Annotated in this window: 15 protein-coding genes; 6 read left to right on the top strand and 9 right to left on the bottom strand. The window is 71.0% G+C overall.

The window, feature by feature from the left end:
• Nucleotides 1-32: 32 nt before the first annotated feature.
• Both ACIBH4_RS36540 and ACIBH4_RS36535 read right to left on the bottom strand, forming a co-directional pair.
• Entirely contained in the window at nt 33-956 is a 924-nt protein-coding gene (locus ACIBH4_RS36540; protein WP_362769532.1) for a helix-turn-helix transcriptional regulator, read from the bottom strand.
• 239 nt (nt 957-1,195) lie between these two features.
• A complete protein-coding gene (locus ACIBH4_RS36535) occupies nt 1,196-2,305 on the bottom strand; it encodes an epoxide hydrolase family protein (protein WP_362510736.1) in 1,110 nt (369 codons plus the stop codon).
• A gap of 63 nt (nt 2,306-2,368) precedes the next feature.
• On the opposite strand from ACIBH4_RS36535, the gene ACIBH4_RS36530 reads away from it, so the two are divergent.
• Nucleotides 2,369-3,343: a YafY family protein gene (locus tag ACIBH4_RS36530; RefSeq protein ID WP_362769534.1), complete on the top strand. Its 975-nt coding sequence runs from the start codon at nt 2,369-2,371 to the stop codon at nt 3,341-3,343.
• Between the two features lie 313 nt (nt 3,344-3,656).
• On the opposite strand, the gene ACIBH4_RS36525 is transcribed toward ACIBH4_RS36530, so the two are convergent.
• Nucleotides 3,657-4,127 carry a hypothetical protein gene (locus ACIBH4_RS36525; RefSeq protein ID WP_362510741.1) on the bottom strand — a complete coding sequence of 157 codons (471 nt, stop codon included), beginning with the start codon at nt 4,125-4,127 and terminating at the stop codon, nt 3,657-3,659.
• Between the two features lie 1,188 nt (nt 4,128-5,315).
• On the opposite strand from ACIBH4_RS36525, the gene ACIBH4_RS36520 reads away from it, so the two are divergent.
• The 4 genes from ACIBH4_RS36520 (at nt 5,316) to ACIBH4_RS36505 (ending at nt 9,961) form a co-directional block, all read left to right on the top strand.
• Nucleotides 5,316-7,475: an ATP-dependent RecD-like DNA helicase gene (locus ACIBH4_RS36520; RefSeq protein WP_362510743.1), complete on the top strand. Its 2,160-nt coding sequence runs from the start codon at nt 5,316-5,318 to the stop codon at nt 7,473-7,475.
• A 224-nt stretch (nt 7,476-7,699) separates the two neighbouring features.
• The gene (locus tag ACIBH4_RS36515; RefSeq protein WP_362510746.1) at nt 7,700-8,107 is read left to right on the top strand and encodes a helix-turn-helix transcriptional regulator; all 408 of its coding nucleotides are present in this window, start codon (nt 7,700-7,702) and stop codon (nt 8,105-8,107) included.
• A gap of 91 nt (nt 8,108-8,198) precedes the next feature.
• On the top strand, nt 8,199-8,933 hold the full coding sequence (locus tag ACIBH4_RS36510) for an ABC transporter permease (protein ID WP_362510877.1): 735 nt from the start codon (nt 8,199-8,201) through the stop codon (nt 8,931-8,933).
• Nucleotides 8,930-9,961: an ABC transporter ATP-binding protein gene (locus ACIBH4_RS36505; RefSeq protein WP_362510749.1), complete on the top strand. Its 1,032-nt coding sequence runs from the start codon at nt 8,930-8,932 to the stop codon at nt 9,959-9,961. Before ACIBH4_RS36510 ends, ACIBH4_RS36505 begins: the two co-directional genes overlap by 4 nt.
• 279 nt (nt 9,962-10,240) lie before the next feature.
• Here ACIBH4_RS36505 and ACIBH4_RS36500 read toward each other — a convergent pair whose 3' ends face one another.
• The 5 genes from ACIBH4_RS36500 to ACIBH4_RS36480 all read right to left on the bottom strand — a co-directional run bounded on the left by ACIBH4_RS36500 (nt 10,241) and on the right by ACIBH4_RS36480 (nt 16,165).
• Nucleotides 10,241-11,536 (bottom strand): hypothetical protein, encoded by a 1,296-nt coding sequence (locus ACIBH4_RS36500; protein ID WP_362769536.1) that lies wholly within the window; start codon nt 11,534-11,536, stop codon nt 10,241-10,243.
• Between the two features lie 241 nt (nt 11,537-11,777).
• Complete coding sequence (locus ACIBH4_RS36495) at nt 11,778-12,917, bottom strand: serine hydrolase (RefSeq protein WP_362769538.1); 1,140 nt, start codon at nt 12,915-12,917, stop codon at nt 11,778-11,780.
• A gap of 167 nt (nt 12,918-13,084) precedes the next feature.
• Nucleotides 13,085-14,719 (bottom strand): HAMP domain-containing sensor histidine kinase, encoded by a 1,635-nt coding sequence (locus tag ACIBH4_RS36490; RefSeq protein WP_362769540.1) that lies wholly within the window; start codon nt 14,717-14,719, stop codon nt 13,085-13,087.
• Nucleotides 14,716-15,402 (bottom strand): response regulator transcription factor, encoded by a 687-nt coding sequence (locus tag ACIBH4_RS36485; RefSeq protein ID WP_362510766.1) that lies wholly within the window; start codon nt 15,400-15,402, stop codon nt 14,716-14,718. The genes ACIBH4_RS36490 and ACIBH4_RS36485 overlap by 4 nt, the downstream gene beginning before the upstream one ends.
• Before the next feature lie 241 nt (nt 15,403-15,643).
• Nucleotides 15,644-16,165, bottom strand: coding sequence for an anthrone oxygenase family protein (locus ACIBH4_RS36480; RefSeq protein ID WP_362510769.1), 522 nt, complete (start codon nt 16,163-16,165; stop codon nt 15,644-15,646).
• Between the two features lie 80 nt (nt 16,166-16,245).
• On the opposite strand from ACIBH4_RS36480, the gene ACIBH4_RS36475 reads away from it, so the two are divergent.
• The gene (locus tag ACIBH4_RS36475) at nt 16,246-17,208 is read left to right on the top strand and encodes an AraC family transcriptional regulator (protein WP_362510772.1); all 963 of its coding nucleotides are present in this window, start codon (nt 16,246-16,248) and stop codon (nt 17,206-17,208) included.
• 66 nt (nt 17,209-17,274) lie between these two features.
• On the opposite strand, the gene ACIBH4_RS36470 is transcribed toward ACIBH4_RS36475, so the two are convergent.
• Entirely contained in the window at nt 17,275-18,246 is a 972-nt protein-coding gene (locus ACIBH4_RS36470) for a hypothetical protein (RefSeq protein ID WP_362769542.1), read from the bottom strand.
• Between the last annotated feature and the right edge of the window lie 232 nt (nt 18,247-18,478).

The following is an 18,478-nucleotide window of genomic DNA, read 5'->3' as shown; positions in this document are numbered from 1 at the left end:
CCCGGCCTCCTCGGCCGATGGAGGGGCTCGGGTCAGATGGTACGGGTCTCCGCGCCGAGGCGCGGCCGGGTCGCTTCCGGTGTCGTTTCCTGTGTCGTCTCTCGCGGTGCGATGGCCTGGGAGAGCAGGGTCAGAGCCGTCGCCGAGGGGGAGCCGGGGTCGGCTGTGGCCACCACCAGGGCCGGGCCGTTTCCCTGCGGGCTCTGCAGCGTCTGCTGGGTGACCGTCAACGTCCCGACCAGCGGATGGCGCATCTCGTAGTCGGCGACATCACAGGCCAGGACCCGGTGGTCGGCCCACATCGCGGCGAACTCAGGACTGCGCATGGTCAGCTCGCCGATCAGCTCGGCCAGCAGCGGATCGTCTGGATATCGCCCGGCCGTCAGGCGCAGGTTGCCCACCACGGCCCTGGCCTTGGCGGGCCAGTCGGCGTACAGGTCACGGGTGTGCGCGTCGAGGAACACCAGCCTGGCCATGTTCGGCCGCCGGCCGGGGACGTTCGGGCCGTCCCGGTCGAGATGGCCGGCGAACAGCCCGTGGCCCTCGCGGTTCCAGGCCAGGACATCACTGCGGCGGCCGATCACGATCGCGGGTGTGCTCCCGAGGGCCGCCAGCAGAGCGCCGGTCGCCGGGGTGACGCGTTCGGTACGCGGCCGGCCCGAGAGTCCGCCCCGTCTCGGTACGCGGGCCAGGGCGTGCAGATGGGCACGTTCGGACTCGTCCAGTCGCAGGGCGTTCGCTATGGCGTCGAGCACCTCGCGCGAGGCGTTGTGTGACTGGCCCTGCTCCAGACGCGTGTAGTAGGGCGCGCTGATGCCCGCGAGCATCGCGAGCTCCTCCCGCCGCAGCCCGGGAACCCGGCGCCGCTCGCCGTAGGTCCGCAGCCCGACGTCCTCTGGCCGCAGTTGGCCCCGGCGTGTCTGCAGGAAGTCGGCGAGATGGCCGTGCTTGTTCATGCAACCGAGTATGCGCGCGGCCGGCGACCCGCGCCTCACCCCGCCGGGGTAGGGATCGGCGGGGTCTGGCTCGCGCGAGCCCCGGCCTCCAGGATGAGCGCGTCCTCCTTCGACGATCCGGTTCTTCGCTTCGGGGAGAGCCCGTGAGCGTCGCTTCCGGTTCGCCGTCACCGGCTCCCGCGAGCGGACCGGTCGGCGACGGCGGCGTCATGGCGAGATGGCCGGCGGCGGAGCGGGGGTCAGCGCAGCCCGTCGTAGAAGGTGCGCAGGTCTTCGGCGAGTACGTCGGGCACGATGTGAGCGGCGTAGTGGCCGCCGCGGTCGTACGACTTCCAGTGCACGATGTTCGTGTGGTCGCGCTCGGCGAACGTGCGCATGGACACGAAGTCACCGTCGAACATCGCGAGGCCGGTCGGCGCCTTCGTGGGCTCGGTGGGGTGTTCGGCGCGCGCGTCCTCGTAGTAGAGCCGGGTGGCCGACGTCGCGGTGCCGGTCAGCCAGTAGAGCATCGTGTTGGTCAGGACGAAGTCGGCGTCGACGCTGTCGCCCAACAGCTGTGAGTTCCAGCCGAGCAGCCCGGCGGGCGAATCGAAGATCGCGTATGACAGGGTCTGCGGCTGCTGCGAGTGCAGGGTGTTGAACGACATCTTGGTGTCGTAGAACTCCTGCAGCACCTCCAGGGCCTTCTGGTCCTCCGGGGTGATCCTCTCGAACTCGGCCGGATCACCGGAGGGGAAGGAGAAGAGCTGGGTGACGTGCACGCCGACGACGTGTTCGGGGTCGATCCGCCCGACCTCGGGGGAGATGAGCGAGCCGCCGTCGTTGCCGACGGCGCCGTAGCGGTCGTAGCCCAGTCGCCGCATCAGCTCCGCCCACGCCCTGGCGATGCGGTACCGGTTCCAGCCCTTCTCCCTGGTGGGGCCGGAGAAGCCGAAGCCGGGCAGCGAGGGGATGACCACGTGGAACGCCTGCGCCGGGTCCTCGGGGTCGGTGAGCGGCTCGATGAGCTTCAGGTACTCCACGATCGAGCCGGGCCAGCCGTGCGTGAGGATCAGCGGCAGGGCGTTCTCGTGTCGCGAGCGGACGTGCAGGAAGTGGATGTTCTGCCCGTCGATCTCGGTGGTGAACTGCGGGTGCCGGTTGATCTCGGCCTCGCGGGCTCGCCAGTCGTACTCGTGGCGCCAGTATTCGGCCAGATTCCTCACGTACTCCACGGGGACGCCGTAGTCCCAGCCGGCGCCCGGCAGCTCGTCGGGCCAGAGGGTGCGATCGAGCCGGTCGTGGAGATCGTCCAGCCTGGCCTGCGGGACGTCGATGCGGAAGGGCTTGATCTCGGCGTTTTCGCTCATGATCGGAACACTACGGACCCTTCCGGTCAGCTTCTGTCCTGAAGTGCTGGCAGGGTTGGGGACATGCTGGAAACCTCGGCGCGGTTGCTGCGCCTGCTGTCGTTGTTGCAGGCCAGGAAGGACTGGCCCGGCGCGGCCCTCGCCGAGCGGCTGGGCGTGAGCGAGCGGACCGTGCGCCGCGACGTCGACCGGCTGCGCGAGCTCGGATATCCCGTGAACGCGACGCGGGGCACCGACGGGGGCTACCGCCTGGGCGCGGGGACCGTCATGCCGCCGCTCCTGCTCGACGACGAGGAGGTGGTCGCCGTGGCGGTCGGGCTGCGGACCGCCGCCGGTGGCACCGTCGCCGGCATCGAGGAGACGTCGGTGCGCGCTCTCGCCAAGCTTGAGCAGGTGCTCCCCTCCCGGCTGCGCCACCGGGTCAACGCGTTGCAGACCTACGTCGAACCCGTGCCCGCGGACAGCCCGGGCCCGGTGGTCGATCCGGAGGTGCTGACCGTGCTCGCCGCCGCCTGCCGCGACGGGGAACGGGTGCGGTTCGACTACCGCGCCCACGACGGATCGGCCAGTGTACGGATCGTCGAACCACATCGGCTCGTGGCGTGGGGACGCCGCTGGTATCTCGTCGCATGGGACGTCGACCGTCAGGACTGGCGCACCTTCCGGATGGATCGCGTCGAACCGCGCACTCCCACCGGCCCGCGCTTCCCGCCCCGCGAGCCGCCGGAGGGCGGCGCGGCCGCGTACGTCGCGCGCGGGGTCTCGGCGGCGGCCTGGCGCCACCGGGCACGGGTCGTCGTCCACGCGCCCGCCGATGTGGTGACCGAGCGCGTCAACCCCGCGGTCGGCGTGGTGGAGGCCGTGGACGAGCACACCTGCGTGCTGAACACCGGTGCGGACAGCCTGCACGTGATCGCCGTGTATCTCGGCATGCTCGATCTGGACTTCGAGGTCACCGAGCCCCCGGAGCTTGTCGAGCACATGCGGGCCCTCGCGGCCCGCTACGTCCGCTCCACGCCGGTCCACGCGGAGGGGTGATGTCTTAAGGAACCGCCTTCGGAAACCGCCGGGCGGTCGTCGTCGAGCGCGGCCTTTCGTGTTGGGTCGTCGTCGGAGCTGTCGTCGAGCTGTCGTCGAGCGCTGCCTTCCGCGCGGATCCGGTCGGAGTCCCCGATCGCCGGGGGCGTGTCGCCCCGGTCGTGGCCTCGGGGACTCCGGTCCGTTTCACTCGCTCGGGTTCACCCGGTCCGTTTCACTCGCTCGGGTTCACCCGGTCCGTTTCACTCGCTCGGGTTCACCCGGTCCGTTTCGCTCGCTCGGGTTCACCCGGTCGGGTTCACGAGTGCCGGGCTCACGAGTGGGCGACGAGGCACTTCTTGAGCGTGTCCCTGGAGTCCTGACGCTTCGGCGCGACCTTCATGAGGGCCGCGTCGCGCACCTGCACGTACTTGGCCCCGGCGGCGTTGTATGCCTCCACCATCTTCTTCGCGGCGGGGTCCAACGCCGGAGCCTTGACCCCGAGCTGCTGCAGGGCCGCCTTCTGGGAGAGCTGGTCGATGTTCGCGGCGGCACCGGCCTTCATCAGGGCGGTGTGGGCGGCCTTGACCTCCGGTAGGGCGTCGACGTTGCTAAGGGCGTCCTCGGCGTTCATCAGCGCGAGCTGCTCCTGCGCGCAGGGGGCCGGGGCGGTGGCGGCGACGGCGGTGGTGGCGGTGGCGCCGACGGTGGTCAGGGTGGCGAGAAGGCCGAATGCGGCCAGCGCCGTCGCGGTGGTGCGGGTGTGCATGGGGTGCTCCCGTGGGTGCTGAGGGTTGATTGGCATGTGACCTCATGCACCATAATCACTGTGGGTAATCACTCCACCGCTTCAAGTTAACGTCAAGGGTCGCGGGCCGTCCGATTCCCGAGGAGGCCTGATCGCCCGTGGCGCCGGCTCGGGGCGACGTCGGCCTCCTGCCATGACCTGTGAGCGGACTTCACCCCGGAGCGATGAGTGTGGAAAAGGGTGAAACCAATGGATTTCCATCGGTGCGACAGCGTCGAAATCCGACTCCCGACAAGCCATCCGACTTGCTGGGATCCAGTTTGCCGTTAGCAGGTAAGGCCGGTGTCAGCATCGTCGGAGAGTCATAACCGATCATGACATCTGGGGGAAAAATGCTTCGAAAACTGATCCCGATCCTGGTCGCGGTCGCGGCGGCCGGATCACCCGCCATCGCGACCAGGGCCTGGGCGGAGGTGGCGCCGGCCGCTTCGGCGGCCCGGTCGGTCGCCGCCGCGCAGACGGCCGGTACGTGTAGTCCGGGGTCGCCGTGCGCGGGGGTCTACTGCGGTCCGGGCCGCGTCTGCGTCCCCTCGCCCAAGCAGTGCTTCACCACGCCGTGCCCGCAGTACGACTGCGTGCCCGTGTCGGGTTACCCGGGTGGCTACCCCGGTAACCCGGTCGGATACCCGCCTCCGTATCCGGGCTGGCGTCCCCCCTACCCCGGCTGGCGGCCACCGTATCCTGGCTGGCGCCCCCCGTATCCATATCCGCGGCCACCGTACCCGTATCCTTACCCGCGGCCTCCGTATCCGTGGCCTCAGTATCCGGGTGCGCGGCCTCCGTACCCGGCCCCGATGCCTCCCGGACCGGGGCGGCCTCCGCACCTGGCTCCGATGCCTCCCGGACCGGGGCGGCCTCCGTACCCGGCTCCGATGCCTCCCGGACCGGGACCCAGGTCCATCGGTAGCTGACGGATCGCGGGTCGTTCGGGGAGCACCTCCATCGGCGGGCACCATGTGAGCCTGGCGCGTAGCGGTCCGGCCCTCACCTTCGTCGGTGGCTCGTCCGCGCCGACGATTCGTACGTCACATCCAGTGGTCCCGGCGTGCCCGGCGCCGCCCATCGCCGCCCCGGGCCGCCACGACGGCGGCCCGGGGCGGCAGGCGACGGCTTGTGGGGACACCGGGTGAGCTGGTCTGATGTGCGAAGGATGAGGTGAAGCCGGTACGGGGGTAACTTTCTGCCGTGGAGGCATCTGTCGAGCAGCTGGTGTACGTCCGCGAGGACGAGTACACGATCGCGCGGATGAGCGCCGAGGGCATGCCCGGCTTCGTCGCCTCCGGCCGGGCCCTGGGCGGGGTCCAGCCGGGGGAGACGCTCAGGCTCGTCGGCGAGTGGGGCGAGCACCCGCGGTACGGCAGGCGCTTCGAGGTCGTCGCGTGCGAGCGGCTGGTTCCGGCCACGGTCCGGGCCATCCGCATCTACCTGGGCTCCGGCCTGATCCGCGGCATCGGGCCGAGGCTCGCCCACGCCATCGTGAGCCACTTCGGCGAGGCGACGCTGACGGTCATCGACACCGAGCCAGGACGGCTCACCGAGGTCGTCAACATCGGTCCCGCGCGGCAGGCCCAGATCGCCGACGCGTGGCAGGAGCAGAAGGCGATCGCCGAGCTCATGGTGGTCCTGCAGGGCTTCGGGATCAGCCCGCTGCTCGCGGCGAAGATATACCAGGTCTTCGGTGCCGACTCGGGAGAGGTGCTCACCTCCGACCCGTACCGGCTCATCGGCAAGGTGAGGGGCATCGCCTTCACCACGGCGGACAGGATCGCCCTGCGCTCCGGAGTCGCGGAGGACAGCCCGCAGCGGGTCAAGGCGGCGATCCTGGACAGGCTGGAGACGGCGGCGAGCCGCGACGGGCACTGTTACGTACGCCTGATCGCGCTGATCGCCCAGTCCGCGGAGCTCGTCGAGCAGGACCACGACCTCGTCGCGCGGATGGTCGACGCCCTCGTCGCCGACCGACGCGTGGTCGTCGAGGCGTCGCCCGACGGCCAGGCGACGGCCGTGGTCTATCTGAAGGAGACCCACAGCCGCGAGCTCACGCTCGCCGCCCAGCTGACCAGGCTCTGGGAGGCCCCCTCGACGCTGCCCATGCGCACCTTCCAGGAGGATCCCGGGCTGGACGAGGACCAGCGGGCGGCGGTGAACATGGCGCTCACCAGTACCGTCTCCATCCTCACCGGCGGTCCGGGCTGCGGGAAGAGCCACACCGTCAAGACCATCGCGGCGACCGTGAGGGCGATGGGCGGCACGGTGACCCTCACCGCGCCGACCGGTAAGGCGGCCAAGCGCCTGTCGGAACTCACCGGCCTGCCCGCCATGACCGTGCACCGGATGCTGGCCCACCAGCCAGAGCCCGACAGCGGCACGCTGTTCGAGCAGACGCCCGCGCAGGCCGACCTGATCGTGGTCGACGAGGCGTCCATGCTGGACCTGAGCCTGGCCACCCGCCTCACCGCGGCCGTATCGCCCGGTAGCCACCTGTTGATCGTGGGCGACAGCGACCAGCTTCCCAGCATCGCCCCCGGCAGCGTGCTCGCCGACCTGCTGCGTGTCGAGGCGATCGCGCGGATGCGCCTGACCCGGGTCTTCCGCCAGGCGGAGGGCAGCGGGATCATCCGGGCCGCCCGCCGGGTGAGGGCGGGCGAGGTGCCCGCGACTCCCGGCGGGGGAGGCTTCTGGTTCGAGGAGGTCGACGACCCCGAGCAGGTCGCCGAGCGGGTGCTGCACCTGGCGACGGTGGCGATCCCCCGCAAGCAGGGGGTGAGCCCGGACCAGGTCCAGGTCCTGTGCCCGATGCGCAGGGGCCTGACGGGGACGGCCGAACTCGGCAGGATGATCCAGGAACGGCTCAACCCCGCTCGTGAGGGGGTCGCCGAGCACTGGTCGGGCGCCTCCGCCTTCCGGGTCGGCGACCGTGTCATGCCGATCCGCAACAACTACGACAAGGGCGTCTTCAACGGCGACACCGGTACGGTCACCGCCATCACCCCCGAGGAGAGGGTCGTCGAGATCCGCACCGACGACGGGCAGACCGTGAAGTACGGCTTCGGCGAGCTCGACGAGCTCACCCACACGTACGCCATCAGCGTCCATCGTTCCCAGGGCAGCGAGTATCCCTTCGTGGTCGCGCCGCTCGTCACCGAGTCCGGGGGTGTCATGCTGCGCCGCAAGCTGCTCTACACCCTGCTCACCCGGGCGCGGTCGTGGGTGGTCGTCGTCGGCGAGCGCAAGGCCCTGGAGATGGCCGTCAACCGGCTGGACCACCGCCGCAACACGGGGCTCGCCCGCAGGCTCGCGCTGAGCCTCGGCGCGGGTCTCCACTACGAGGTCGCCCTCGATTGACAGTGATGATGTAGATGAGCGCTTCCCGCCAGGGTCTGACCCATCGACCGACTGGCCTTGGGGCCTCAACGGGATCTGTCGTCCCCGGCAGGGAAACGCTCATGTGCCTTCGAGGACTTACCGCGGCCCGATGCCCCGAACCACGGCGGGAGGACGAATCTCGGCGCGAATGCCAGGAGGGAGAGGGCTCTAGGTATGAATATGCGAAGGTATGGTGATTGTTCGTGACGACGTTTCGGATCAGCGAGGCCGCCGCACTGCTGGGAGTGAGCCCCGACACCGTTCGCCGGTGGGTGGACGCCGGACGGCTCGCGGCCCGGCGGGACGAGCACGGCCACCGGACGGTGGAGGGGGTCGACCTGGCGGCGTTCGCGCGCGCCCAGATCGAGTCCGAGGAAGGCACGGGGCACTCCTCGGCCAGAAACCGTTTTCGCGGGATCGTGACCGAAGTGATCAAGGACGCGGTGATGGCCCAGGTGGAGATCGCCGCGGGACCGTACCGGGTGGTGTCGTTGATGAGCCGCCAGGCCGCCGACGAGCTTGGCCTGGAGGTGGGGGTGACGGCGGTCGCCGTGATCAAGTCCACCAACGTGGTCGTGGAGATCGCCGACCACGCCCGTACGACGAGTTGACGGCGCCGTGAGCGGTCCGTCCGACGGCGTGCGCGATGGCGCGGTGGCGGGCCGTCTGCCCTGGGTGCTGGTGCTGCCGGCCGTGGTGGGCATGGTCTTCCTGACGCTGCCGCTGGCCGGGCTGCTGATGCGCGCCCCCTGGTCCACCCTGGTGGAGAGGCTGGGCGAGCCGCGGGTGCTGGAGGCGCTGCGCCTGTCGCTGGTGAGCGCGACCGTGGCCACGCTGGTGTGCCTGCTGCTCGGTGTGCCGCTGGCGTGGCTGCTGGCCCGTGTCGACTTCCCCGGCCGCCGCCTGGTGCGGGCGCTGGTCACCGTCCCCCTCGTGCTGCCCCCGGTGGTCGGCGGGGTCGCCCTGCTGCTCGTGCTGGGACGGCGCGGCCTGGTCGGTCAGTGGCTGGACTCCGCCTTCGGCATCACTCTGCCGTTCACCACGGCCGGGGTCGTCGTCGCCGAGACGTTCGTCGCCATGCCGTTCCTGGTCATCAGCGTCGAGGGCGCGCTGCGCGCCGCCGACCTGCGTTTCGAGGAGGCCGCCGCGACGCTGGGCGCCTCTCGCTGGGTGATCTTCCGTCGCGTCACCCTGCCCCTGATCGTCCCGGGCATCGTCGCGGGAGCCGTGCTGTGCTGGGCACGCGCGCTGGGCGAGTTCGGGGCCACCATCACCTTCGCCGGCAACTTTCCCGGCCAGACCCAGACCATGCCGCTGGCCGTGTATCTCGCCCTGGAGACCGAGCCCGAGGCCGCGATCGTGCTCAGCCTCGTCCTGCTCGCCGTCTCGGTGATCATCCTGGCCGGCCTGCGCGACCGGTGGGTGAGCGGCCCGTGACCCTCGACGCCCATCTCGTCGTCACCCGGCCCCGCTTCCGCCTGGACATCGAACTGGAGGTCGCCGCCGGCCAGGTCGTCGCCCTGCTCGGTCCCAACGGCGCGGGCAAGACCACCGCGCTGCGCGCGCTGGCCGGACTCACCGCCCTGTCCGGCGGGCGGATCCTCCTGGACGGCGAGGCACTGCACCCCCTGGCGTCCGAACGTCGCCCGATCGGCATGGTCTTCCAGGACTACCTGCTCTTCCCACACCTGTCCGTCCTGGACAACGTCGCCTTCGGACCTCGTTGCCACGGCGCCTCCAGAGCGGAGGCGCGGCGCGGTGCCGCCGCCTGGCTGGAACGCGTCGGCCTGGCCGGGTACGCCGCGGCGAAACCCCGGCAACTGTCGGGCGGTCAGGCCCAGCGCGTCGCACTGGCCCGCGCCCTTGCCGTCGGCCCCCGCCTGTTGCTGCTGGATGAGCCGCTGGCCGCCCTCGACGCCCACACCCGCCTGGAGATCCGCTCCCGGCTTCGCCGCCACCTGGCCGACTTCGAGGGCGCGACCGTCCTGGTCACCCACGATCCGCTGGACGCCATGGTGCTCGCCGACCAACTGGTCGTCATCGAGAACGGCGCCGTCGTGCAGCGCGGCGCCCCCGCCGAGGTCGCCCGCCGCCCGCGCACCGACTACGTCGCCCGTCTGGTCGGCCTCAACCTCTACCGGGGACTCGCCGCAGGACGGCAGGTCAGCGTCGGTGAGGTGCGTTTCAGCGTCGCAGAGAACCTGGAGGGTCCCGCGTTCGTCGCCTTCCGGCCCGGCGCGGTCGCGCTCTACCGGACCCGTCCCGACGGCACCCCGCGCAATCTCTGGGAGGCCACGATCGAGGGTATCGAGCGGCACGGCGACAACGTCCGCATCCACCTGGAGGGACCCATCACCGCCTCCGCGGACGTCACCCCCGCCGCCGTGGCGGATCTCGACCTCATCCCCGGGCAGCGGATCTGGGCGTCGGTCAAGGCCACGGAGACCCACGCCTACCCGTCATGATCGGCAGCCGGACAGCCGGACAGCCGGACAGCCGGACAGCCGGACAGCCGGACAGCCGGACAGCCGGACAGCCGGACGGGCAGTCGGGCAGCCGGGCAGCCCGAGGACCGGGCGGGCAGCCGAGAGCCGGACGGTTGGGCGGGCGTGAGGCCGCGGTGAGCGAAGGCGAGAAGGAACCGTCCCGTGCTCGCCGCACATGACACTGTCCGCCGGGGCGAATCCCCGCCCCCTTGACGGGACTCGCCCCGGCGGACACCTGGACCGGCGGACGGCGGACGCTTAGACCGGCGGGCAGTTCTGCGGGCCACCCGAGGCCAGGGCGGCGAGCGAGCAGACCGAGACCTTCGGGTGGTACGGGCCCATCACGGCGGCGGCGGAGGCCGGGTCACCGTCCTCGGGGACATTCTGGACGGCCTCGGCGAAGTTCTCGTCCACCACCATGTTGCGGAGCAGGACGGTGTGCGCGGCCCTCGGCTGCATCGTGGAGAACGGCAGGAAGGTCACCCCGGGAATCCTCTCGATCGCCGCGCGCTGCGACTCCTTGCCGATCACGTACGTGTAGTGGCCGGTGGAGTCCAGCGTGGTCTCGTCGTCGCTGCGGCACCCGTAACTGACCGTTCCGCCTGGCAGGTTGTTCACCACCACGGGGAGCAGCGGGAAGGTGAGGTTCGTGCACATGGACCAGTAGCGCACGTCCTTGTCCGTCCTCGGCCACGGTGAGGGGTGGGAACCGACGGAGGCGCGCGGCGCCTTGCCCCGGACGACGACGACCTCGCGGTCGGCCGGCGGGGGGACGGTCGCGCTGAGGTAGGCGGCGTCCGCGTTCGGGAAGCCGCCGACGCGCCGCGTGTCGAGTTTCACGCGGGCGAACTTCATCGGCTCCGGTTCGGCGAGCGGCGGGTCCATGCGGAGTCCTTCGAGCGACTCCATCTGCCCCCGCGTGGGTGTGCCGGTGCTCTCACACCTGGGTACCGGCGTGGAGACGCCGTCGCGTTCGAAGGTGACCGACGGCAGCGGCACCCGCGAGAAGTCGCCGTCGGCCGGCAGGTAGGCCCGCAGGAGAACGTAGCCGTCCGCGCCCTCCGCGGTGCCCTCGGGAGCGAGGGGAAGCGTGTTGACCTGGCCAGGAGCCGCGTCGGAGCTCACGGTCACCGTGTAGCGCCCGCCGGGCTCCGCCTGCTGCTGCCACGGGTTGACGCTGCCCGGCTCCGGGTCGATGAGGTGGTCGGGCAGCGATGAGCCGACACCGTTGAACGTGAACGACCCTCCGCCGTCCTTGTACACGTTGAACGAGGTGTACCGGCTGTCCGCGTACTCACCCGAGAGCTTGATCCGCAGACGGTCCTGAACCGTGAACGGCAGGACCCAGTACGACGCCGCGGTGTCGGGGAAGAAGATGTTGACGGTGTCCGCGCTCACCCGGAGTTTCCAGGAGCAGTCCGGTGTCACCGGCGGTGCGGCGGTCGCGGCGGCGGCCTGTGGGAGCGGGGAGGCGATGAGCGCGCCGACTCCCAGTACTGTGAGCAGCCCTCGAAGGCGAAGAGAGCGACGAGGGCCGGATTTCGTGCTGGTCATGTGAGTTATCCCCCTGTTTGCGATAGGTGTGTTCGATGGCACGGGAAAGCCGGAGCCCTGATGCCGGACCTTTGGTCCGGAGCTCCGATGCCGGGGCTTCCAACGGGAAAGCCGGAGCCAGATATCGGAGCCCTGATGCCGGGCCTCCAGCGCAAGGCAGGAAGAACGCGCCGTCCCCCGGCCTGTCCTCGCGGTCGGCCCCCGGCCGATCCGGCTCCCGCCCCCGTGCGGGTGGCCGTCGTCAGCGGGTCTTCGCCACCTCGGTGGCCACGGCGCGGAACGCGACCAGCGCCTCGCGCTGGTCGTGGGCCGAGGTGGAGACGGTCGACTTGACGACGACCACGCCGTGCTTGGGAGAGACGTAGACGTACTGCCCGCCGAACCCGGCGGCCATGAAGTCGCCCTCGTCGCCGTCGCCGAGCCACCAGTGCAGCCCGTAGCCGGCGTTGAAGGAGGCGGAGGGCGTGGTCGACTTCTTCACCCAGGCGCTCGGCACGACCTGGCGCCCCGCCGCCTTGCCGTCACGGAGGTAGAGCAGGCCGAACCGGGCGAAGTCGCGGTCGGTGGCGTGGTAGCAGCAGTAGCCGAGGCTGTCGCCGGTGGAGTCCTTCTCGATGCGCGCCGTGGACTCCATGCCGGCGGGCTGCCAGATCTTCTTCTCCACGTACCGGTGGTACGGCGTGCCCGTGGCGCGGCTGACGATGTCGGCGAGCACGAAGGAGTTCATGCTGGTGTACTCGAACCTGCTGCCGGGCTTCCAGCCGCGCACCTGCCGCGCCGCCAGCTTCTCGACCGACTGGCCCCGCTTCACGGCCATCTGCACCTTGGGTATGTCAGAGCGCTCGTCCCAGGCGATCCCCGACGACATGCGCAGCAGGTTGCGGATGGACACCCCGTCGTAGCCGGAGCCGCGCAGTTCGGGAAGGTAGCGGGTCACCTGGTCGTCGATCGAGCGGATGTGGCCCTCCTGCAGGGCGATGCCGATCGCGGCCGATGTGAAGGATTTCGCCATCGACCAGGACTGGAACCGGGTGTTGCGGTTGGCCTCGACGTAGCGCTCGTCCACGATCTTCTGGCCGTCCAGGACGACAAAGCCGTTGGTCTTCGTGCGCGCGAGGAAGTCGTCGAGGGTGCGCTCGTCGCCCTCGTAGGTGTAGGTCACCGAGAGCTTTCTCGGGTCGCTCCGCAGTCTGACCGGATTCGCCGATGGTCGTACGAGGTCGAAGGCACCCGCCTCGGCGACGGCCGGTGCGGACGGCGACGAGGCCGGTGCGAGGGAGGCCGACGTCATGGCCAGGGCTCCGGCCGGAGCCGCCGAGCCGATCAGCGTGAGTGCGGCGACCGTCGCGATCGCGGGTACTCGCAGGCGATGGATGTTCATGTTTCCCCCGTGGGTTCGGTGGCGGGGTGAGCCGCTCGCGTACGGCGGGGAGCATGACGCACTTTCTTGGCAGATTTCTGGCACGGCCCACGGCGGGACTTCGGCATGCCCGGCGGCGGATCTCCGGGACGGGCGACGGCGGAGATTCAGCGGACCTCCGGCACGGCCTACGGCGGGGACCGGCGGGGCTCGGCGAGCCAGGAGCCGACATCCGAAGGACGCTCACCGGGTCGCGTCGGGGAGTGGGTGGAGAGGGGAGTCGAGGCGGGCAACCGTACTTCGACGCGCGTTCCGCGGCCCTGCTCGGGGTCGGTCACCGTGACCGTGCCGCCGTGCAGAGCCACCTGCTGGCGGATGAGGGTGAGACCGAGGCCCGAACCCGGGCTGCCGGGCCGGCGGTGGAACCTGGTGAAGACGGAGTCGCGTTCGGCGAGCGGTATCCCCGGCCCCGCGTCCTGGACGGCGAGCACGGCGACCGTACCGTCGGCGGACAGCGTCACCGTGATCGTGGCACGCTCGGTGCCGTCGGTGCCATTGGTGCCGTTAGTGCCGTCCATGGCACTCGTGCCGCCCATGCCGCTGTCTGCGTTGTCCGTTTTGTCCGCGTCGCTCACGGTGTCCGCGCTGTCCGCGCTGTCAGGACGGCCCGCCCCGTCCCTACCGTCAGGGAGGTCCGGGACATCCGTGCCGTGGATCGCGGCGTTGTCGAGGAGGTTGTCCACGATCATCCGGAGTCCTTCCGCCCATCCACGTACCGGCAGGTCGGCCGTGGGGGAGAAGGCGACCGCGGCCCTCGGGTGGCGACGCCGCGCCTCCTCGACGGCGACGGCGGTGATCTCCGCCAGATCGGTCTCGGTGAAGGCCGCCGGCTCGACCAGCTCGCCGCGCGCCAGCCGGCGCAGCATCGTGATCAGCCGCTGTGTCCGGCCGTGTTCCGCACTCAGGTCGGCGACGATCTCGGCGCGCTCCACCGGATCCAGTCCGGGGTGGCCGAGCAGTTCCAGGTTGGTGCCCATGCTGGTCAGCGGCGTCCGCAGCTCGTGCGCCACGGTGGCGGCGAAGGCGCGGGCGGTCTCCAGCGCCTCGCCGGTGCGCGTCACCGCCGCGTCACGCCGGTCCAGCAGATCGTTGAGCACGCCGGCCAGTTCGTCGATCTCGGTGACCCCGGAGGCGGTCTCCAGCCGTGTCTCCCCCACGGGGGACGCGCCGATTCCCCGCGCCTGGCCGCGGAGTACCGCCAGGGGGCGCACCGCGAACCTGCCGAGAGCGAGACCGGCCACGACGCCCACTCCCGCCGAGATCAGGGTGACCAGCGCCAACCGGCTGCGGAGTACCCCGAGTCGCCGGTCGAGGTGCTCCTCGGACTCGAACACCCACAGGCGGCCCGCGCCCCCTCGCGGGCCCAGGTCGGACACCACGAATCGCCATTCCCGTGCGCCTTCGCCGAAGGTGGCCGGCCCCTCACCGGCCACGGCGGGTGTCGTGACCGGTACCTCTCCCATGTCGAACGACTTGCTCCCCGGTATCTCGACGCGTATCCCGCCGGGGCTGCCGGCCCCCATGGCGGCGGCCCCGGCGAGTCGTTGCGCGATGAGGTCCGGCGGTAGGCGGGGGGTCATGCGGACGCGCCAGGAGTACGAGGTGGCGAGCGGCGCCAGCGCGTGCGCCCGCGTCGCCATCTGCTCGTCCCGCTCGGCGCGCAGGTCGCGGGAGACCAGGTTCAGTACGAGCAGGCCGCCCAGCAGCACCAGCAGCGGGACGAGCGCGGCCAGGCAGGCCGCGAACCGGGTGGAGAGCCTCACCGGTGCCCGTCCCGCACCACGAACCCGACCCCGCGCACCGTGTGCACCACGCGCGGCTCACCCCCGGCCTCCAGCTTGCGCCGCAGGTAGCTCACGAAGGTGTCCACGGCGTTGCCGGTCACCTCGAAGTCGTACCCCCAGACCCGTTCCAGCAGCACAGACCTGGACAGTACGACCCCCGCGTTGTACGCGAGCACCTCCAGCAGGTCGAACTCCCGGCGGGTCAGCTCGACCTCCCTGCCGCTCACGGTGACCCGGCGGGCGGTCGGGTCGACCGTGAGCGGGCCCACCCGGACCGTCTCGCCGACCGCCCGCCCGGCCCTGCGCAGCAGGGCACGCAGCCGCAGGACCAGCTCACCGAGGTCGAACGGCTTGACGACGTAGTCGTCGGCTCCCGCGGCCAGCCCCGCCACCCGGTCGGCGACCTCGTCCATCGCCGACAGCATCAGCACCGGAACCTCCGTTCCGCGTGCCCGCAGGCGGGCGCACACCTCGATGCCCGACAGTCCGGGCATCGAGACATCGAGGACGATCGCGTCGGGCGCGGTGCCTTCGGCCAGCTCCAAGGCCCGTTCGCCGGAGTCCGCGGTCTCCACGCCGAAGCCCTCCAGGCGCAGGCCGCGCCGTAACGAGCGCAGGATCGCGGGGTCGTCGTCGACGGCGAGGATCCGGTACCCGGTCATCGAGGGGCTCCCGTGCGTGTCAGTGGTCAGGATACGGGGGCGGAACCGGCCTCCCCGGGTGTGCCGATCCGCTCCGGGGGCGGGAGGCGGCGACAGACGGCATCCTGGCAGAAGTCCGCACGGACCGGGCAGCCCCGCCATGTCCCGGTCACGATCCGGGGCACGATCCGGGGCACGATCCGCCCGGTCGTCCCCGAGCCGTCGTCTGTCCGGCCACACATCCGCCGACCGACCCGCCCGGTCACGATCCGTTCGGCAGCCCGGTGCGCCCGTACACGACAAGGGCCCAGGTAAGGCAGCCGAAGGCGGCCACGCACGCCAGCGTGCGGATGAGGTTCCAGCGCACCCAGGCCGCCTCGAACCTCATCCGCACCGCCGCGAGGTCGGTGATGCGGTCGGGGTCCCCGGCCGCGTCGAGGGCGTTGTTGAGCGGCACGTTGATCCCCATCGTGATGGCGAGCATCACCACATAGAGGACGAGCGCGGCCGCGATCCAGGGCAGCACGGGCCGCGCGTCCTGTGAGAGGTGCAGCGCCGCGGCGAGGACGGTCAGTACCAGCGCGCCGCCGAAGCAGGCGGCGAACCAGCCGTTGAGGATCGCCACGTTGATCCGCTGCATCGCGCTCACGAAGGTCCGGTCGTCCGTCCGGGCCAGGCCGGGCATGACGGAGCAGGTGTAGGCGTAGAAGAGACCCGCCACGAGTCCCATGGTGATGGCCGCCGCGACCAGCGCGGGGCCTCGGAAGAGCGACATCGCAGTCATGGGACCAGTGAACCGGCGTGGATTGAGACGGGCCATGGTTGAGAAGCGCGATTCCATGTTTCAGCGTCTACGGTGAAGGTGTGGACGCACTCACCGACTTTCTGGACGGTCCGAGAGCCAGGGGAGCGTTCCTGCTCCGCTCGATCCTGAGCCCGCCCTGGTCCCTGCGCATCCAGGACCGGGCACCGCTCGCCCTGACGGCGATGGTCCGGGGCGAGGCGTGGGTGGTCCCCGACGACGGCGACCCGGTGCGCCTGGGGCCGGGGGACGTCGCGATCATCCTCGGTCCCGACCCCTACACGGTCGCCTGCGATCCGGCCACACCGCCCGATGTGGTGATCCATCCGGGCCAGCACTGCACCACCCTCGACGGGCGGAGCCTGGCTCAGGAGATGGACCTGGGCATCCGCACCTGGGGCAACAGCCCCGACGGGTCAACGGTGCTCCTCACCGGCGCCTACCAGATGCGCGGGGAGATCAGCAGCCGTCTGCTGGAGGCGCTGCCCTCACTGCTGGTCCTCCGGGAGGACGCCTGGGACTGCCCGATCATCCCGCTGCTCTGCGACGAGATCGTCAAGGACGATCCGGGCCAGGAGGCCGTTCTCGACCGGCTGCTCGACCTGTTGCTCATCGCCGTCCTGCGGGCCTGGTTCTCCCGCCCCGAGGCCGGGGCGCCCGCCTGGTATCGCGCCCACGGCGACCCCGTGGTGGGCAAGGCCCTGCGCATGCTGCACAACAACCCGGCCCACCCCTGGACGGTGGCCACGCTCGCCGCCGGGGCCGGTGTCTCCCGCGCGGCCCTGGCTCGCCGCTTCACCGAGCTGGTGGGCGAGCCGCCAATGACGTTCCTCACGGGCTGGAGGCTCGCCATGGCCGCCGACCTGCTGCGCGAGACCGACGCGACCGTCGGTGCGGTGGCCACGCAGGTCGGCTACGGCAGCGCGTTCGCGCTCAGCGTCGCCTTCAAGCGCGAACGCGGCGTCAGTCCTCAGGAGCACCGGGCCGGGGCCGGGAATTCCCGGCGGACCGTCTCCGAACGTTGACCGGTGTCGCCACCCGATGGCCGGCTCCCCCGGATCCGGTTTCTCCGGTCATGGTGGTGTGACGGCTTACCGGAACAGCCAGTCGAGCAGACCGCCGCCACCGCCACCGCCGCCACCGCCACCGCCGCCACCGCCACCGCCACCACCGCCGCCACCCGAGTTGTCGTTCGTTCCCGTGTCCTGCGTCGGCGGTGCCGTCGTCGGCTGCCGACTCGGTTCGGCGCTCTCGGTGGGGGTCTGGCCGGTCTGCGAGGGTGCGGGTTCCGAGGTGATCCGCGCTCGCGGAGCCGGGCTCTCCCGGGAGGTCTCCTCCTGCTCGCTCTCCTCGGCGGTCCGCGTCGGGCCGGTCTCCCTCGGCGGGGCGCTGCGGGTCGGCGACGGACGGGCGGGCTCCTGGGCCCGAGGTGCCCGGGTGGGGGCGGTCGTCGGCTCCTCGGCCGTGGGAGTCTCCTCCGACGGTTCCGTCGCCTCCTCCTCGGGGCGGGGGGCAGGCGTCTCGGAAGGCAGCTTCGGCATGTCGGCCACCGAGCATCGCGCGCCGGGTGAGCATGTGGTGTCGGGCTGCCCGTTCACGGAGGCGGAGAGCATCCAGCCGCCCGCGACCCCCGCGACCACGACGCCGCCCACGACCGCGAGCAGGATCCTGCTTTTGCTCCTGCCCTTGCGGCGGCGTTCCTCGTAGGGGTCGGGGTCCTCCCGCCAGCCCGACCCCAGGAAACCGCGCGTCGGCGTCTCCCCGTCCTCGTCGCGGTAGAGGGGGCCGTCGGACGTGACGTCGGTGTCCCCTGTCTCGCGACGCTCGTCGAGATAGACCATCTCCCGGGAGCCGTCGGTCCGGATGATCTCCCGGGACCCGTCGACGTGGACGATCACCTGGGATCCGTCGCCCGGTACGGGGTCCGGAAGGTCGATCTCGTTCCAGCCGTCCGACAGCACGTCGCCGGCGGGACGTTCGGGTTCCCGCTGGGCCGGTCCGAGGGGACCGGTCTGCTCGCGAGGATCCTCTTCGTACGATCCCTGGATGTCGTCGCGCCCCACGATGACCCTCTCTGATGTGAACCTTGGTCGGGCATCTTAATAGCAGATTCGACACAAGCATGTCCGAAAAGTTCACACACGACTGGGAATAATGTGACTTGTGAGACATTACTGAGAATCGTTTATGGACCGAGCCATCGCCCCCTGAGCGGCGGATATCCGGGGGAAAGACGTGCCTGAAAGCGGCAGCCGGGGTAGGAAGGGCGCCTGACGGTCCTCTCCGTTCGAAGGC

The organism is Streptosporangium sp. NPDC050284 (assembly GCF_044459525.1).
Taxonomy (GTDB): domain Bacteria; phylum Actinomycetota; class Actinomycetes; order Streptosporangiales; family Streptosporangiaceae; genus Streptosporangium.
The sequence above is the reverse complement of the archived record's forward strand: the minus strand, read 5'-3'. Positions and strand labels throughout refer to the sequence as shown.

What these genes read in the sequence shown, in the direction of transcription:
- ACIBH4_RS36540 (WP_362769532.1), bottom strand. Translation starts at nt 956, where the DNA reads ATGAACAAGCACGGCCATCTCGCCGACTTCCTGCAGACACGCCGGGGC.
- ACIBH4_RS36535 (WP_362510736.1), bottom strand. Translation starts at nt 2,305, where the DNA reads ATGAGCGAAAACGCCGAGATCAAGCCCTTCCGCATCGACGTCCCGCAG.
- ACIBH4_RS36530 (WP_362769534.1), top strand. Translation starts at nt 2,369, where the DNA reads ATGCTGGAAACCTCGGCGCGGTTGCTGCGCCTGCTGTCGTTGTTGCAG.
- ACIBH4_RS36525 (WP_362510741.1), bottom strand. Translation starts at nt 4,127, where the DNA reads ATGCCAATCAACCCTCAGCACCCACGGGAGCACCCCATGCACACCCGC.
- ACIBH4_RS36510 (WP_362510877.1), top strand. Translation starts at nt 8,199, where the DNA reads ATGGTCTTCCTGACGCTGCCGCTGGCCGGGCTGCTGATGCGCGCCCCC.
- ACIBH4_RS36500 (WP_362769536.1), bottom strand. Translation starts at nt 11,536, where the DNA reads ATGACCAGCACGAAATCCGGCCCTCGTCGCTCTCTTCGCCTTCGAGGG.
- ACIBH4_RS36495 (WP_362769538.1), bottom strand. Translation starts at nt 12,917, where the DNA reads ATGAACATCCATCGCCTGCGAGTACCCGCGATCGCGACGGTCGCCGCA.
- ACIBH4_RS36485 (WP_362510766.1), bottom strand. Translation starts at nt 15,402, where the DNA reads ATGACCGGGTACCGGATCCTCGCCGTCGACGACGACCCCGCGATCCTG.
- ACIBH4_RS36480 (WP_362510769.1), bottom strand. Translation starts at nt 16,165, where the DNA reads ATGACTGCGATGTCGCTCTTCCGAGGCCCCGCGCTGGTCGCGGCGGCC.